Source organism: Actinoplanes philippinensis (assembly GCF_900113015.1).
Taxonomy (GTDB): domain Bacteria; phylum Actinomycetota; class Actinomycetes; order Mycobacteriales; family Micromonosporaceae; genus Actinoplanes; species Actinoplanes philippinensis.
On sequence record NZ_FONV01000018.1, the window covers coordinates 54157 to 69680 of the forward strand.

Annotated in this window: 12 protein-coding genes; 5 read left to right on the plus strand and 7 right to left on the minus strand. The window is 70.7% G+C overall.

Going from position 1 to position 15524, the window contains the following annotated elements:
* Window positions 1–205 precede the first annotated feature (205 nt).
* The 3 genes from sigK to BM290_RS38355 all read left to right on the plus strand — a co-directional run bounded on the left by sigK (window position 206) and on the right by BM290_RS38355 (window position 2668).
* Entirely contained in the window at window positions 206–820 is a 615-nt protein-coding gene (sigK, locus tag BM290_RS38345; protein ID WP_093620867.1) for an ECF RNA polymerase sigma factor SigK, read from the plus strand.
* The gene (locus BM290_RS38350) at window positions 817–1581 is read left to right on the plus strand and encodes an anti-sigma factor (protein ID WP_093620868.1); all 765 of its coding nucleotides are present in this window, start codon (window positions 817–819) and stop codon (window positions 1579–1581) included. Before sigK ends, BM290_RS38350 begins: the two co-directional genes overlap by 4 nt.
* Window positions 1582–1831: 250 nt before the next feature.
* Window positions 1832–2668: a serine/threonine-protein kinase gene (locus BM290_RS38355; RefSeq protein ID WP_093620869.1), complete on the plus strand. Its 837-nt coding sequence runs from the start codon at window positions 1832–1834 to the stop codon at window positions 2666–2668.
* A 17-nt stretch (window positions 2669–2685) separates the two neighbouring features.
* Here the strand turns inward: BM290_RS38355 and BM290_RS50865 are convergent, their stop codons facing one another.
* Both BM290_RS50865 and BM290_RS38365 read right to left on the minus strand, forming a co-directional pair.
* Window positions 2686–4323, minus strand: coding sequence for a galactose-binding domain-containing protein (locus BM290_RS50865; RefSeq protein ID WP_275413320.1), 1638 nt, complete (start codon window positions 4321–4323; stop codon window positions 2686–2688).
* 453 nt (window positions 4324–4776) lie between these two features.
* Window positions 4777–5412 (minus strand): TetR/AcrR family transcriptional regulator, encoded by a 636-nt coding sequence (locus tag BM290_RS38365; protein ID WP_093620871.1) that lies wholly within the window; start codon window positions 5410–5412, stop codon window positions 4777–4779.
* A gap of 90 nt (window positions 5413–5502) precedes the next feature.
* On the opposite strand from BM290_RS38365, the gene BM290_RS50870 reads away from it, so the two are divergent.
* Window positions 5503–5625: a hypothetical protein gene (locus tag BM290_RS50870; RefSeq protein ID WP_275413321.1), complete on the plus strand. Its 123-nt coding sequence runs from the start codon at window positions 5503–5505 to the stop codon at window positions 5623–5625.
* Window positions 5622–6257 (plus strand): DsbA family oxidoreductase, encoded by a 636-nt coding sequence (locus BM290_RS38370; RefSeq protein ID WP_239144014.1) that lies wholly within the window; start codon window positions 5622–5624, stop codon window positions 6255–6257. The genes BM290_RS50870 and BM290_RS38370 overlap by 4 nt, the downstream gene beginning before the upstream one ends.
* Window positions 6258–6523: 266 nt before the next feature.
* On the opposite strand, the gene BM290_RS38375 is transcribed toward BM290_RS38370, so the two are convergent.
* The 5 genes from BM290_RS38375 to BM290_RS38395 all read right to left on the minus strand — a co-directional run bounded on the left by BM290_RS38375 (window position 6524) and on the right by BM290_RS38395 (window position 15521).
* Window positions 6524–7150, minus strand: a complete 627-nt coding sequence (locus BM290_RS38375) for a hypothetical protein (RefSeq protein WP_143134082.1) — start codon at window positions 7148–7150, stop codon at window positions 6524–6526.
* 286 nt (window positions 7151–7436) lie between these two features.
* Window positions 7437–9683 (minus strand): putative bifunctional diguanylate cyclase/phosphodiesterase, encoded by a 2247-nt coding sequence (locus BM290_RS38380; RefSeq protein ID WP_093620873.1) that lies wholly within the window; start codon window positions 9681–9683, stop codon window positions 7437–7439.
* Window positions 9684–9811: 128 nt separating this feature from the next.
* Entirely contained in the window at window positions 9812–12076 is a 2265-nt protein-coding gene (locus tag BM290_RS38385; RefSeq protein WP_093620874.1) for a M4 family metallopeptidase, read from the minus strand.
* Between the two features lie 589 nt (window positions 12077–12665).
* A complete protein-coding gene (locus BM290_RS38390) occupies window positions 12666–14438 on the minus strand; it encodes a carbohydrate-binding module family 20 domain-containing protein (RefSeq protein ID WP_177320074.1) in 1773 nt (590 codons plus the stop codon).
* 165 nt (window positions 14439–14603) lie between these two features.
* Window positions 14604–15521, minus strand: coding sequence for an ABC transporter substrate-binding protein (locus BM290_RS38395; RefSeq protein WP_093620875.1), 918 nt, complete (start codon window positions 15519–15521; stop codon window positions 14604–14606).
* Between the last annotated feature and the right edge of the window lie 3 nt (window positions 15522–15524).

Sequence of the window (15524 nt, forward strand, 5' to 3'; positions counted from 1 at the left end):
CGGCCGGAGCCGGCGCCCTCACAGTGCAAATTTCAAGATTTCAGGAGGGAGCCTAGACCAGCTCACCTCACCGGTTTGGTGACACGTACGGGCCAGGCGTGGTAGCCAGATGGCAGAATTCGCGAGCCGTTCAGGATCGGGCACCCATCCACCGCCGAGGTGGCTCCGAACCCCACCCGGACGAGTCGATGCGGGATGGAGAACGATGGCAGAGCGTGGCGTCGGGGATCGGCCGGAGTATCTGACTCCGGTGCCGTCCCCGGAGACGGTGCCGGATGCGGGGCTGTTGCTGGGGTCGGTGGCGCGCGGCGACGAGAAGGCGTTCGGCAGGTTGTACGACCTGGTTGCGCCACGTGTCTACGGCCTGGTCAGGCGGGTTCTGCGGGATCCGGCGCAGGCCGAGGAGGTGGCGCAGGAGGTTCTGGTCGAGGTGTGGCGGACGGCGGCCCGCTGGGATCCGGATCGGGGATCGGCCACCGCGTGGATCTTCATGATCGCGCATCGGCGGGCCGTGGACCGGGTGCGGTCGGAGCAGGCTGCCGGTGACCGGGTCGCCCGGGTGGGCGCCGCCTCGGTGGACACCCCGTATGACGAGGTCGCCGACGAGGTGGCAGTGCGCTTGGAGCGCCAGCAGGTGCGGCACTGTCTGGATGTGCTGACCGAGGTGCAGCGGCAGGCGGTGACGCTGGCGTTCTATCAGGGCCATTCGTATCCGCAGGTCTCCGAGCTCTTGCGGGTGCCGTTGCCGACGGTGAAGAGCAGAATGAGAGACGGCCTGATCAGGCTTCGCGACTGCCTGACCCCGGAGGTGGCGGCATGAGCGCGCCCCACGAGAAGCGCGAGCGCAACGATGTCCACTCGCTGATCGGCGCCTACGTGCTGGACGCGCTCGACGACATCGATCGGGCCGCGTTCGATCGGCATCTGCGGGACTGTGACGTGTGCCGGCTGGAGGCGGACGAGTTGTTCGAGGTTACCGCCCGGCTGGCGGACGGCGCCTGGTCGGTTCCGCCGCCGCGGCTGCGCGACAACGTGCTCGCCGAGATCAGCAACACGCGGCAGCTGCCGCCGGCGGTTCCGCCGCGCCCGCGGGCGCAGGACCGGTCCCGGCGGGGTCTGCGCCTGGTTGCCGCGGCCGCCGCGGTGGTCGCCGCGGCCGGGGCCGGCGTAGCCGTCTATCAGGTGCAGGATTCGCGGGTACGCGACGCGCAGTCCCGCCTGGAGGCCGCGCGGGCGAGCGAGGCCCGGGTCCGTTCGATCCTCGGCGCCCCGGATGTGCAGACGCGTTCCGGGGAGTTGAGAAGCGGCGGGCGGGTGACCGTGTCGAGTTCGCGGCTGCAGAATGCGGGTGTCATCATGCTCACCGCCGACAGCGCTCCGGCCGCGGGCCGTGTCTATCAGATGTGGACCATTCAATCGGGCGCTCCCACGTCGGCAGGCGCCTTGCGCGAGGGCCAGTCGGCGGCTGTGCAGGTCGTCGAGGGCCTGCCCGCCATGTCGAATGTGGGCATCACCATCGAGCGGGCCCCCGAGTCGCCACAACCGACGGCCCCGCTGGACGCCTTGGTGGATCTGGCCTGACCCGGACCCCCGAGTCGGCACAACCGACGAACCCGCCGGACGCCCTGACGGATCTGACCCGACCCGCACCCCCGAGTCGCCACAACCGACGAACCCGCCGGACGCCCTGACGGATCTGACCCGACCCGCACCCCCAAGTCGCCACAACCGACGAACCCGCCGGACGCCCTGATCGAACTGGTCTGATCCTGGCCCATCCGCGGCCCGCCCGGCTCCGAACCCCCATCGACGACGAGATGGGGGTTCGGACATGGCTGGGGAGTTGGCCGGCCGCTATCGGCTGCTCGAGGTGGTCGGTTCGGGCGGGATGGGCCGGGTCTGGCGGGCCGAGGACACGCTGCTGCAACGGACGGTCGCCATCAAGGAGCTGACCAACCCGTCCTGCCCGGTGCGGGAGGCCCGGGCCGCCGCCCGGCTGGACCATCCGGGTGTGGTGCGGGTTTACGACGTGTTCACCACCGAGGAGCGGGCCTGGCTCGTCATGGAGCACGTGCCGTCGCGTTCGCTGTACCGGGTCGTCACCGAGGACGGCCCGATGGCGCCCGCCGAGGTGGCCGCGATCGGGTTGCGGCTGGTGGCGGCGCTGCGCAGCGCTCACGCCGCCGGGGTCCTGCACCGCGACGTCAAACCGGACAATGTGCTGCTGCAGACCGGCAACGACGCGGGGTACGGCCGGGTGGTGCTCACCGATTTCGGCCTGGCCGCGATCGGGGGTGACGGCCCGGACCCGCGGATCGGCTCGCCGGGTTACATCGCCCCGGAGCGCCTGCTGGCCCGGGAGGCGGGGGTCGCCGGGGATCTGTGGTCGCTGGCGGCGACGCTGTATTTCGCGGTGGAGGGCCGTCCGCCGTACACGCGGGGCGACGGCGGCGCGGCGATGCGGGCGCTGTTGAGCGAGCCCCCGGATCCACCGGTGCTGGCGGGTCCGCTGGCCTCGTTGCTGCTCGCGGTTCTGGATCGTGATCCGGCCCGCCGTCCGGACGCGGACACGATCGAGGAGCGTCTGCATGATCGCGGCCGGCAGTGGTCCGTTGCCCTGGCCGGTCCGCAGAGGCGGTGGTGCGGCCTGATCACCCGCCGGAGGTGATCAGGCCGCGGCGCCGGTCACTGGTAGACGCGGACGTAATCGACGAGCATCTGGCTGGGGAACGGGGTGGTGGCGTCGATCGGGCCGGGGAAGTCGCCGCCGACGGCCAGGTTGAGGATCAGGTAGAACTTGTGGTCGTAGATCCACGGGCCGCGGGTGTTCTCCACGGTCTCCTTGGCGGCGTCGAAGACGAGACGACCGTCGAGGAAGAAGCGGATCCCCTTGCTGTCCCATTCGGCAGCCCACACGTGGAAGTCCTGGGACAGGTCGACTGTCGCGTACTTCTGGCCGTACCCCCCTGCTCCGTTGTAAGCCGGCGCGTGCAGCGTCGAGTAGGCCTCGCTGGTGTTGCGGCCGAGAACCTCCATGATGTCGATCTCCCCGTTGTACGGCCAGGGCCGCCCCTGCAGGAAGTCGTCACCCATCAGCCAGAACGCCGGCCACAGCCCGTTGCCCTTGGGCACCTTGACGCGCGCCTCGATCCGGCCGTATTGGACGCTGAACTTGTTGCCGGTGTTCATCCGGTGCGAGGTGTACTGCCGGCCCTGGTAGTCCTGCCGGCGTGCCTCGATGACGAGGGAACCCTGCCCGTTCATCGACGCGTTCTCGCTGTTCGGGGTGTAGTACTGGATTTCGCCGTTCTGCGGGACGCCCGGGTCGTACGTCCACTTGGCGGTGTCGGGTTTGCTGCCGGCCGCTCCGTTGAACTCGTCGGAGAAGACGAGGCGGGTGGCGGGGAAGGTGGGGTCGGCGGGTCGTGCGGGCGGGGCGGTCGGGTTGCCGCCGGTGCCGTAGACGCTGAACTCCCACAGCGAGTAGCCGTAGGCGCTGCTGCGGGCGGTGCCGTACATCCGCACGTACCGTCCGGTGCCGGTGGCGTTGACGACGTCCTTCAGACCGTCACCGGTGGTGGTGCTGTAGAAGGTGGTCCAGTTGACGTTGTCCGGCGACACCTGCAGCTGGTAGGAGCGGGCGTACGCCGGATCCCACTGCAGCACGACCTGGCTGATCTGGGCGGTGGCGCCCAGGTCGACGGAGATCCAGCCCGGGTCGACCCAGCCGTTCGTGGAGCTGGTCGCCCAGCGGCTGGCCGGGTCGTTGTCGAACGCCTTGTCGGGGCTGCACGGGTTGCAGTTGACGTCGTTCTGCCAGGTGGAGGCGAGGGCCGGCTTGCCGTAGGAGAGCAGCCGCGTGGTCCCGTCCGGCGGCGTGTCGCCGTTGCCGGAGTAGACCTGGAACTCCCAGAACGAGTATCCGTACGCCTCCAGCGCCCGCTGTGTCAGGTTGATCCGCACGTACCGCGCGGTGCCGGAGACGGTGATGCTCTGCTGGCCGCCGGCGCCGGTCGTCGTCGCGTACGCCTGGGTCCAGGTGCTGTTGTTCGTGGAGAACTGGATGGTGAAGGCGCGGGCGTAGGCGGCCTCCCAGTTGATCGCGATCCGGCTGACCGCGGTCGAGGCGCCGAGGTCGACCTGGAACCACTGGGTCGCCGAGTACGCGCTGGCCCAGCGGGTGCCGTTGTTGCCGTCGACGGCTTCGGACGCGAGGTAGGCGCCGGCCGCCTCGGTGGACGACGCGGTGGCCGCCTTCCCTTGCGAGACGAGCACTTCGGCGGCCGATGCGGGGCCGCTGGTCACCGCGACGAAGCCGGCCATCAGGCCGGCGAGACCAACGGCAAGGGCAATCCTTCTGGTACGGCCGGAGCGCGGCCGTTGTCGGGCAGGAGTGATCATGGGACGGGACTCCTCGGGGTGTGACGAAGCGGTTTCCAGCGGGGGAACAACCTGTGAAACCGCTCTCTTGCCCGCCACCGTCGCAGCCTCGTAGAGGGGTGTCAATGCCCTCCGAAACCGGTTCCGGCACCGGTTCCGCGTTAGCGCTGCTCAGAGCCGGTTCACCCGGGAAGTTCCGGAACCGTACTGCCTCCTGCCGCCGGTCGACGGCCGTACCAGAAATGCCTTTATTGCCCGGCTTGCACGATGAAAGCGCTTCACCGCGAGGAGCCGGGACGGCCGGATTCAGGCAGCGCGATGTCGGCAGTCGGCGCGGTGGCCGTGGTCAGCCCGATTCAGCCGGCGCGGTGTCGACAGCCGGCGCGGTGGCCGTGGTCAGGCGGAGACGGCGGCGGCGCCCTCGACGAGCAGATGGTTGATCTGCTGCGGGGTCATCGGCTCGGCGGGCAGCGGGGTGCCGGCCGGGGCGCGCAGACCGTCCAGCATGAAGCCGACCGCCCGCCGCCACGCGTCCGAGCCGGCAGCAGCCGCGGCCCGGGCCAGCGGCGCGTGCGAGGCGAGGAAGAACAGCAGGTCCGAGGCGGTGAAGTCGGGCCGCAGGGAGCCGTCCCGGCGGGCCCGGTCGATGATCGACTCGGCGGCGGCGAACGAGTTGTCACAGACCGCCATGAGACGGCTCGCATCCGGGAACCGACGGGTCAGCACGTCACCGAGCGCCGGGTCGGTGGCCTGCAGCTCACACACCTCGGTCACGTATCCGGCGAAGCCCTGCCACGGATCGGGACAGGCCAGCGCCGCACGGGCGGCGTCGCCGAGGCGGGTGGCGGCCAGGTCGGCGATCACCTCGTCGATCAGCGCCTCGCGCGAGCCGAACAGGTTGTAGAGCGTCCCATGGCTCACCCCGGCGTGGCGGGCGATCTCCTTGAGCGACACCTGCAGGCCGCGCTCCTGAAAGAGATCGGCCGCGGCGGCGCGCAGCCTGGCCGCGTTGCGCTGCGCGTCCGCTCGCATGCCCCTCCGTAACTTGACCCGGTGGTCAACATGTCTGCTACCGTTGCCGGGACAAGTTGACCGCAGGGTCAGGATAGCGGAGGAGCGGCCGTGCCGGAGACCCCAGCCGAGCAGATCGACGACGAGCAGACCCCCGCCGAGGAGCTGCCCCCACTGATCATCCTCGAGGGCGCCGAGGACGCGCCCGTCTGCGAGAACGGAGTGTGCCTGTGAGCATCCACATCGACGTCTGGTCCGACGTGGTCTGCCCGTGGTGCTACATCGGCAAGCGGCGCCTGGAGACGGCGCTCGGCCGGTTCGAGCACGACGTGACCGTCACCTGGCACAGCTTCCAGCTCGACCCGACCATCCCGGCGGGCACCCGTGAGCCGGTCCACGAGATGCTGGCCAAGAAGATCGGCGCCCCCGCCTCCCAGGTGCGCGCGATGACCCACCAGGTCACGCAGCTCGCCGAGGCCGAGGGCCTGACCTACGACCTGGGCCACGCCATCTCCGTCAACACCCGCGACGCGCACCGGGTAGCCCACCTGGCCGGCCAGCACGGCCTCGGCACCGAGATGCACGAGGCGCTGCTCAAAGCTCACCTCTCCGACGCCGCGGTGGTCGACGACCCGGACACGCTGGTCCGGCTCGCGGCCGAGGTCGGCGTCCCCGAGGACGAGGCGGCCGACGTGGTGCGCGGCACCAAGTACGGCGCCGAGGTCGACGCCGACATCCGCCGGGCCCGGCAGCTGGGCATCAGCGGCGTCCCGTTCTTCCTGATCAATCAGAAGTACGGGATCTCCGGCGCCCAGCCGGCCGACGCCTTCCTCAACGCCTTGCGCAAGGTCCACGCGGAGAGCTGACGAGCGGCCCGTCCCCACGGTGAACCGGCCGGCGCACAACGCCTCCCCTACGGCGGGCCGGCCGCCGGACTCGCCTCACATCGCGAACCGACCCGCGGACAGGCCGCCGCACACGTCCGGCAGCGGCCGCCTCACACCGCGGGCCGGACCGCGACGGGCCGCCTCACCCCTCCGACCGCGGGCCGCCTCACCCGTCCGACAGCGGCCGCCTCACACCGCGAGCCGGACCGCGACAGGCCGCCTCACCCGTCCGGCAGCGGGCCGCCTCACACCGCGGGCCGGCCCGCGGACAGACCGGTCAGGAAGTCGTCGCCCGCCGCGAGCAACCGGTCGAGGTCGGCCGCGCCGCTCAGACTCGTGTAGAGGAAACTCGCCCGGCCGTCGGCCACGTCGACGGCCGGGTTCTGCACACCGGCGAGCGCGGCCAGCACCTCGGCGGTGACCAGAGCGGACAGGCTGCCGGTCACGTCGTAGCCGGCCGCGCCGGGCCGGGCGTCCAGCCGCAGGTCGCCGGTGAGTTCGGGCGTCTCCATGGTGATCACGAGAGTCAGCACCGTACTGCCGTGGTCGATCTCCAGGTGCGAGGTGAAGCCGGACGGCACCACCGCGGCCAGCACCGCCACGGTCGCCTCCCGCTGCCGGAACCGGCCGTGCGCGGCGCCGCGCTGCCGCACGTCCGGCAGGCGCTCCATCCGGCCGATCGGCACGGTCGGCGTTTGCGCGGCGGGTTCCCAGGTCCAGCGACGGGCGAGGGCCTGCTCCCGGATCCGCCGCACGGACTGGCCGGACTGGCGCAGCTTGCCGGCCTCCTGACCGGCCTTGCCGAACGCCACCACACCCTGCACGATCAGGGCCGCCAAAGCCACCATCGCGCCGATGACCGTCCAGTCCATCGTCACCCCCTCCATCCGCCTACCAGCCATTGGTACCGAAGACGGTCAACCCCGCCGATCTTCGGCCGGCCGGCTGAAGGGCAGGCGGGCCGAGCGTCCGACGCGCCTTCGCCAAGGTACGGCTGGCCGACGGCCATACACGTCCGGGGCCTGCCGACACGCCTGAGGTCAGGCCGACCGAAGGTCCAGCAGGTCGAGGGCTCCGGTGACGCGGACTGAGGTGCGGCCGACAGACGGTCAGGCCGGTCAGGGAGCCTGAGGTGCGGCCGACCGACGGTCAGGCCGGTCAGGGGCCTGAGGTGAGGTGGCTGAGGCTCGGCCGGCCGAGGGTCAGGCGGGTTTCGGGGGCGGGGAGCGGCTTGCCGTAGAGCCAGCCCTGGGCGTAGTCGCAGTCGTTGGCGCGTAGCCAGTCGCGCTGGACGACGGTCTCGACGCCCTCGGCGACGACCCGGTGCCCCATCGCGTGGGACATCGCCAGGACGGCCCGCACGATCGACTCGTCGGGGCCGCCGTCGCCGACCCCGGTGACGAACGCGCGGTCGATCTTGACGATGGAGACGGGCAGGCGCTGCAGGTAGCTGAGCGACGAGAAGCCGGTGCCGAAGTCGTCGATGCACAGGGTGATGCCGAGGTCCCGCAGTTCGTGCAGGGTGTGCAGGCAGGCGTCCGGGTCGTCCATGAAGCCGGACTCGGTGACCTCCAGCCACAGTCCCTCCGGCGGGAGCCCGGTACGAATCAGGATCTCCCCGACCCGTTCGGCCAGGCCGGGTTCGCGTAGCTGGCGGACGGCCAGGTTGACCGACACGTGCACGGGGGCGGTCGCGCGCCATTCCCGGGTACGGGCGGCCGCCTCCTCCAGCAGCCACGCCCCGGCGGTGACGATGAAACCGGTGTCCTCGGCGATCGGGATGAACTCGACCGGGGAGACCGGCCCCAGCGTGGGGTGGGTCCAGCGCATCAGCGCCTCGAACCCGTCGACCCGTTCGGTCGCCAGGTGCACGAGCGGCTGGTAGTGCACGTCGAGCTGGCCGCCGTCGAGGGCGCCGCGCAGCGCGCGTTCGAGGATGACCCGGCGTTGGAGGCGTTCGCGCAGGCCGGGGTCGAAGACGGCGTAGCGGTTGCGGCCGGACTCCTTGGCCCGGTACATCGCGGTGTCGGCGTCACGCAGCAGCTCCACGGCGCCGGTGCCGGCGTCGGCGGTCGCGATGCCGATGGACGCGGTGACGTCGACCGGCCCGACCGACAGCGGCAGCGGCTCGTCCAGGGCGGTGAGGAGGCGTCCGGCCAGACGTTCGGCCGCCGGGTCGCCGTCGGGCGCGGTCAGGGCGACCACGAACTCGTCGCCGCCGGCGCGGCAGACCAGGTCGCCGGCGCGGACGGTGGCGGTGATGCGGGTGGCGGCGGCGCGCAGCATCTCGTCGCCGACCTCGTGGCCCCAGTGGTCGTTGACGAGTTTGAACCGGTCCAGGTCGATGAGAAGCAGGCTGATCCGGGTGTCCGGGCCGGTCCAGCGGGCGACGGCGGCGGCGAGGCGTTCCCGGTTGGGCAGGCCGGTCAGCGAGTCGTGTTCGGCGCGCCAGCGGGCCTCCTGTTCGGCGCGGGCGCGGGAGTTGTTGGCCCGGACCACACGGGCGACGACGACGCCGATGAGTGCCAGTGAGAGCGCGGCCCGTACCAGCAGAAAGGTCTGACCTCGCGGCGGCGCAGCCACGCCGAGGACCGTCGGCACGCACAACGTGGCCGTGATCATCGCGATGCGGCCCCGGCGCAGCTCGTGGGAGCGGGTCAGCACACGTTCGGTGAGGACGGGCACGGTGGGGTGCAGCACGCAAGCGGCGTTGGCGAAGTCGGCGGCCAGGACGAGGGCGCCCATGGTCTTGAGCGGGATGCCGTCGGGGCCCTGGACGAACCAGCCGCGGTTGGCGAGCACGATGTTCGCCGCCAGCAGGGCCATGCCGCTGGTGACGAAGAACCACATCGCGGGGGCGCGGGCGCGGCCGAGCAGGAGCACCGGCAGGGCGATGGTGACCAGCAGTGCAGGGGCCAGGGGCAGGGCCGCCGCGACCAGGTTCTGCCAGCGGGGGTCGCCGGCGGTGATCCACGGTTCGATCCACAGCGCCCAGACCAGGAGTGCGGCGGCGACGCCGATGAGGGCGGCGTCGACGCGCGCCGGGTCGTCGGCGGTGGCCCGGGTTCGCCGGACGAGGTCGGCGACGCCCGCGGTGAGCAGCAGGTAGATGGGTAGCAGGGCGATGTCGGGGAGCATGGCGAGCACGGTGCCGCCGGGGGCGAGCACCCGGGTCGACTCGCCGGCCAGCGACATCACCATGGCGGCCAGGATGAGCAGCCACGGGCGGCGGTGGCCGGCGGGGAGGTTGTGGCGGATGCCGACGGCGCCCGCGATCACGCAGACGAGGACGCCGGCCAGGTAGGCGTAGGTGGCGGCGGGAGGAGCGGCGACGCCGACGAACACCGCGGTCGGCATGCCCGCGCCCAGCAGCGTCCAGGAGGAGACGGCCCACCGGTCTCTCACCCTGGTCCCATCGGCCTTTCCGTACGGCGGCTTAGCGCCTGCGCCGGGACGGAGCAGGCGGTGACACAGGACTCCGCGGCCATCACCCGAGGGCGATGACCGCGGAGAATGCCGTCACCCGAGCTCTGTCAGAGAGTCAGGGTCCAGCTGTTGATGTAGCCGGTGTCGGCGCTGGCGGCGTCCTGGACCCGCAGGGTCCAGGTGCCGTTGGCCGCCTCGGAGGAGACGTTGGCGGTGTAGGTGGTGTCGATGTTGTCGGCGCTGCCACCGCTGCGGTTGCGCAGCGTGTAGACGCTGCCGTCCGGGGCGACGAGGGCGACGACCAGGTCACCGACGTAGGTGTGGACGATGTGGATCTCCACGGTGCTGGTCGACGAGGCGTTGCGGGCGCAGCCGCTGATCGCGATCGTCGAGGTGACGGTGGTGTTGTCCGGGATCGTCACGTCGGTGGCGTTGGTTCCGGAGCAGCTGCCGCCGGCGCCGTTGACGGTCAGCGAGAACGTTGCCGTCTTGGTGGCCGCGGTGCCGGTGCCGGTGATGGTGATGGCGTAGGTGCCGGGGGCGGCCGCGGTGGTGGTGGCCAGGGTGAGCGTGGAGCTGGCGCCGGCGGTGACCGACGACGGGCTGAAGCTCGCGGTGACCCCGGACGGCAGGCCGGAGGCGGTGAGGGCGACCGTCTGGGCGCTGCCGCTGGTGACGGCGGTGGCGATGGTGGCGGTCGCCGACGAGCCCGGGTTCACCGAGGCGGAGGCAGGGCTGGCGGTCAGCGAGAAGTCGTTGCCGGTGGAGCAGGTGGCGTCGTTGCCGGCGACGTTGACAGCGGTCCAGGCGGCCTGGACGGCCTTGTACTCGGTGGAGCACGAGCCGTACAGGTCGGTGGCGGCGCGCAGGGTGTAGGCGCGGGCCGTGTTGGCGAGGTTCGACGCCAGGTAGTAGCGGGTGTTGGAGGTGAAGTACGAGTCGAGGGCGCGGAACCAGATCTTCTCGGCCTTGGCGCGGCCGATGCCGGTGACGGCGGGGGCCGAGCCGCAGACGGGCGAGGTGCCGTACGCGGTGGCGCCGGTGCCCTCGGCGAGGTTGAAGAAGAAGTGGTTGCCCGGGCCGGACGAGTAGTGCACGTCGATGCTGTTGGTGTTGGAGGCCCAGCAGCCGTGCGACGAGCCGTCCAGGGTCGGGTTGTACATGTACCGCAGCGGCGTGTTGTTGCCGTTGATGTTGATCTTCTCGCCGACCTGATAGTCACCCGGGTCCGCGGAGGTGTTGGCGTAGAACTCGACCATGTTGCCGAAGATGTCGCTGGTGGCCTCGTTGAGGCCGCCGGACTCGCCGGAGTAGGTGAGGCCGCCGGAGACGACCGCCTCGGTCACGCCGTGGGACATCTCGTGGCCGGCCACGTCGAGGGAGACGAGCGGGCGGTTGTTGCCGGAGCCGTCACCGTAGGTCATCTGGGCGCCGTCCCAGAAGGCGTTGACGTACGCGCTGCCGTAGTGGACCCGGGACGGCACGCCCGCGCCGGTGCCGAAGATGCCGTTGCGGCCGTGCACGTTCTTGAAGTAGTCGAACGTCTTGGCGGCGCCGAAGTGGGCGTCGACGGCGGCCGACTGGCGGTTGGAGTTGGCGCCGGTGCCCCACGTGTTGTCGGCGTCGGTGAAGGTGGTGCAGGTGCTGGTGCCGTTGTTCATGTCGCAGGTACGCCCGTTGCCGTGCGACGGGTCGATCATGCTGTAGGTGGAGCCGGAGAGCGTCGTGTCGACGGACACCGCGCCGGAGTAGACGCTGTTGCCGGTGCCGGCGACCGTCTCGATCTCGTCGAACTCGCCGATGTAGGCGCCGGTCTGCGCGTCGCTGATGACGTGCAGGCGCGACGGGGTCTGCTTGTCGGGGGCCCAGCCGCTGACGACGGTCTCCCAGGCGAGGCGGCCGTTGCCGGTGCTCGCGTCGACGAACAGCTCGGGGGCGCCGGTGGCGGTACGGGTGCCCTCGAAGTTGGCCTCGGCGGTCTTGGTGGCCTTGGCGGCGCTGACCTTCGGGGTGACGCTCAGCGAGAGCGGGGACAGCAGGCCGACCGAGGCGCCGTCGTAGGCGCCGCCGGGCTTGCTGTGCACGACGAAGTCACCGCCGTAGACACGCAGGCCGTGGTAGAGCCGGTCGTAGCGGACGTGCGCGGCGCCGTTGGCGTCGACCAGCGTGCGGTACACCCGGTAGCTCTCGCCGTCGGCGGCCACGATGTCCGCGGGGCGGCCGGCGATGTGACTCTCCGCCCGGGCGGCGGCCTGTGCCTCGGACGGCGGGGCGACGGGGGACGGCGGTGCGGCTGAGGTGCTCGTGGCGGTGGCCACGAGCGCGCTACCGACCAGCAGGGTGGCGCTGGTCAGCGCAAAGGCTCTCTTCACTCGGTTCCTCCCCGAACCTGATATTCACACATGACTATGTGTGGCGTTCAGTATGGGGATCAGTAAACGACAGACGTATATATCTCTACGGTCATACCGTGGACATACGTCCAGCGTGACGGCGTGCTGACGGACGGTTTCGCGGCATCAGCGACTTGGGCCGTTCCGTCACCACCCCGCTCGGACGGGGACAGTCCTGCGCGATCCGGCTCTGCGGCCCGGCAAGATCGGCGCATGCATTACGCGGTGGCGACGCCGGCCGGGGCGTCGATGGCCTATCAGGATCTCGGCGCCGGCCCGGAGGTGCGGGTTATCGTGGCCGAGCCCAACCTCGACCGCGGGGCCGCGCCGCTACATCAGCGGCGAGCTGTCCCGGGAGGAGCTCGCGCCACTGCGCGACGCCGGCTGTGACGTACGGGTGGTCGCCGGCGCCGGGCACGTGCTGATGTGGGACAACCTGGACGGTTTCGTCGAGGCGCTGCGCTGAGCGGCACAGCGCCTGTACCGGGAGCCGGCGCGGGAGCTACGGGTGATCACACCGCGGCCCGGCCGCACGGGGTGCGACCGGGCCGGCCGGCGAGCGTGGCGATCAGCGCCAGGTGTCGGTCAGGGTCACCTGGCCACCGGCCGGGACCGTGGCGGTCCGGTTGCTGCCGGACTCCCAGGTGACGCTGCCGTCGGTGTTCTTGCGGATGTACTTGTACTCGAACGCCGTGCCCGCGGGCAGTGACACCGTGCCCTTCCACACCGGGTAGGAGGCGGCGGACAGGGCGACCGCGCTCGCCGGGGCCCAGTTGCCGAGCGCCGCCTGGTTGCCGACGACGAAGATGTTCTGGCCGAGCGTGGTGGTCGCCGTGACGTTGAAGCCGGCGCCGGCCGTGGCGGTGCCGGTCGGGGTGGGCGAGACCGAGGTGGTCGGGGTCACGCCGCTGGCGCCGACGTAGAGGGCGACCGCGTCACCGGCGGCGATCGTGGCGGTGAACTGGCCGGACGAGTTGACGGCGTAGGTCGTACCCGTGCATCCGCCGTTGGCCGTGGGGTCGCCGTGCTGGACGTCGCAGTAGGTCCCGGCCGGAAGAGACGTCTGGAACGTTCGCGTCAGCGAGGCGCCCTCGTGGTTGATGGCGACGTAGCCCTTGCTGCCACGGCCGAAGGCGATCTGGTCGGCGCCGTTGGACCACCAGTTGGTGACCGCCGTGCCGCGGGTGGCGTTGCGGAACCCGACCATGTTGCCGATCTGCCGCCACGCGTGCTGGCACTTCCACCCGTCGGCGTAGCAGGCGCTGACCGCCCCGTTGTTCGGCGGGCCGGCGTCGTTGTTGCTGAACTCGTAGCCGGAGTTGACGTCCGGCGCGCCGTACGGCCAGGCCAGCGTGAAGACCTGGGCCAGCGTGTACGCCGAGCCGTTCTTGTAGCTGAGGGTGTCGCCGCCGCGCTCGGTGTCGTGGTTGTCCACGAAGACGGCCGCCTGGTTGCTGGGCAGGTAGCCCCACGCCGTGCCGAAGTTCGACAGGTAGGCGAGGTTCTCGTTGAGGAAGACGCGCTTGAGGTCACGGGCGAACCGGAACTCCTGGACGTCGCCGGTGCCGGTGTACTCGGTCGGCTGGACCGCCTCGCCGGAGCCGAAGATGACCTCCTGCTTCCAGTACGCCCCGGTGTTGCTCAGCTTCGCCTTGATGCCGGACAGGTCGCCCGCGGCGATGTGCTTGGCCGCGTCGATCCGGAAGCCGTCGACGCCCAGTGACGCCAGGTCGTTCATGTACCCGGCGATCCTGCCGCGGACGTAGTCGCTGCCGGTGTTCAGGTCGGACAGGTTGACCAGCTCGCAGTCCTGCACGTTGCTGCGATTGGCGTAGTCGGTGATCGCGGTCCGGCAGGAGTGGAAGTCCGCGTCGGAGTAGACGCCCGGGTAGTTGTACTTGGAGTACGAGGTGCCGCCGGTGCCGGTGCCGGAGCCCGCGGACATGTGGTTGATCACCGTGTCGACGACGACCTTGACACCGGCCGCGTGGCAGGTGTTCACCATGTTGGTGAAGGCGGCGCGGTTACCGAGGCGGCCGGCGATCTGGTACGACACCGGCTGGTAGGAGGTCCACCACTGGCTGCCCTGGATGTGCTCCTGCGGCGGGGAGACCTGCACGTAGCCGTACCCGAGCGGGCCGAGGGTGGTGGTGCACTCGCGCGCGATCGAGGCGAAGCTCCACTCGAACATGACAGCGGTGACGTCCTTCTCGCCGGGCGGCGACGCGAAGGCGTCCGGGCCGGTGAGCACTTGGGCGACGCCGAAGCCGCCGACGCCGACGGCGAGGGTGGCGGCGGCCAGGATGCGGGTCAGACGTCGCCGCCTGCGGGGACTGTCCACATCTACCTCCGGGCAAAGGGGGGAAGGTTGCAAGCCCTTGCAGCAACAGGCTTGAAACTTTCTGAAAATCTTTGCGGCAAAGATAGATACCAGCGAGTACAGCCGTCAAGACATCCGCCGGAAACAAAAACGCCGCCCCGGAGGGCGGCGTCTCTGTCGACGAACCTAGCCGAGGCCGTTCTCCGAGAGGAACGCCTTGGCCACCACGGTGATGTCCTTCTTGTCCACCTGCACCTGGGCCAGGTAGCTGGTCAGGTTCTCGGTGGTCAGCTTGCCGGAGACCGCGTCCAGAGCGCCGGTCACCGTCGCGCTGTTCGCCTCCTTGCGGATCAGCGGGATGATGTTCTGCGAGGTGAACAGGTTCTTCGGGTCGGCCAGCGTGACGAACTTGTTGGTCACGATCGACGAGTCGGTGGAGAACAGGTTGGCGACCTGGATGTCCCCGTCCTTGAGAGCGTTGACCGTCAGCGGGCCACCCGGGTCGAGCGGCTTCCACTCCTTGAACTCGACGCCGTACACCTCCTTGAGGCCCTTGAGGCCCTGCTGACGCTCGGAGAACTCGGGACCGCCGCCGGCGACCAGCGTGGGGGCGACCGCCTTGAGGTCCTCGATGGTCTTCAGGTTGTTCTTCGTGGCGGTGTCCGCGCTGACCGTCAGGGTGTCCTTGTCCTCGGCGGCCGACTGGGCCAGCACCTCGGTGCCGGACGGCAGCACCTTCTTCAGCTCGGTGAGCACCGCGTCGGGGCTGCTCACCCCGGCCGGGATCCCGTTCGGGGAGAGCGCGGCCAGCAGGGCGCCGTTGTACTCCGGGAGCAGCGAGATCGAGCCGTCCTGCAGCGCCTTGAGGTAGACCTCGCGGGCGCCGATGTTGAACTTGCGGGTGACCTTGACGCCCTTGGCCTCCAGGGCCTGCGAGTAGATCTCGGCGAGCAGCTGGCTCTCCGGGAAGTTCGCCGAGCCGACGGTGACGGCGCCACCACCGGCGGCGCCGGACGAGGCCGGTTCGTTGGACAGCGGATCAGAGTTCGCGCCGCACGCGGTGAGCGTGAGCGCCATGGCGACTGCAGCGACGATGCGCTTCATTCT

Coding starts and splice junctions, on each gene's coding strand:
- sigK (WP_093620867.1), top strand. CDS start 206: ATGGCAGAGCGTGGCGTCGGGGATCGGCCGGAGTATCTGACTCCGGTG.
- BM290_RS38350 (WP_093620868.1), top strand. CDS start 817: ATGAGCGCGCCCCACGAGAAGCGCGAGCGCAACGATGTCCACTCGCTG.
- BM290_RS38355 (WP_093620869.1), top strand. CDS start 1,832: ATGGCTGGGGAGTTGGCCGGCCGCTATCGGCTGCTCGAGGTGGTCGGT.
- BM290_RS50865 (WP_275413320.1), bottom strand. CDS start 4,323: ATGGCCGGCTTCGTCGCGGTGACCAGCGGCCCCGCATCGGCCGCCGAA.
- BM290_RS38365 (WP_093620871.1), bottom strand. CDS start 5,412: ATGCGAGCGGACGCGCAGCGCAACGCGGCCAGGCTGCGCGCCGCCGCG.
- BM290_RS38375 (WP_143134082.1), bottom strand. CDS start 7,150: ATGGACTGGACGGTCATCGGCGCGATGGTGGCTTTGGCGGCCCTGATC.
- BM290_RS38395 (WP_093620875.1), bottom strand. CDS start 15,521: ATGAAGCGCATCGTCGCTGCAGTCGCCATGGCGCTCACGCTCACCGCG.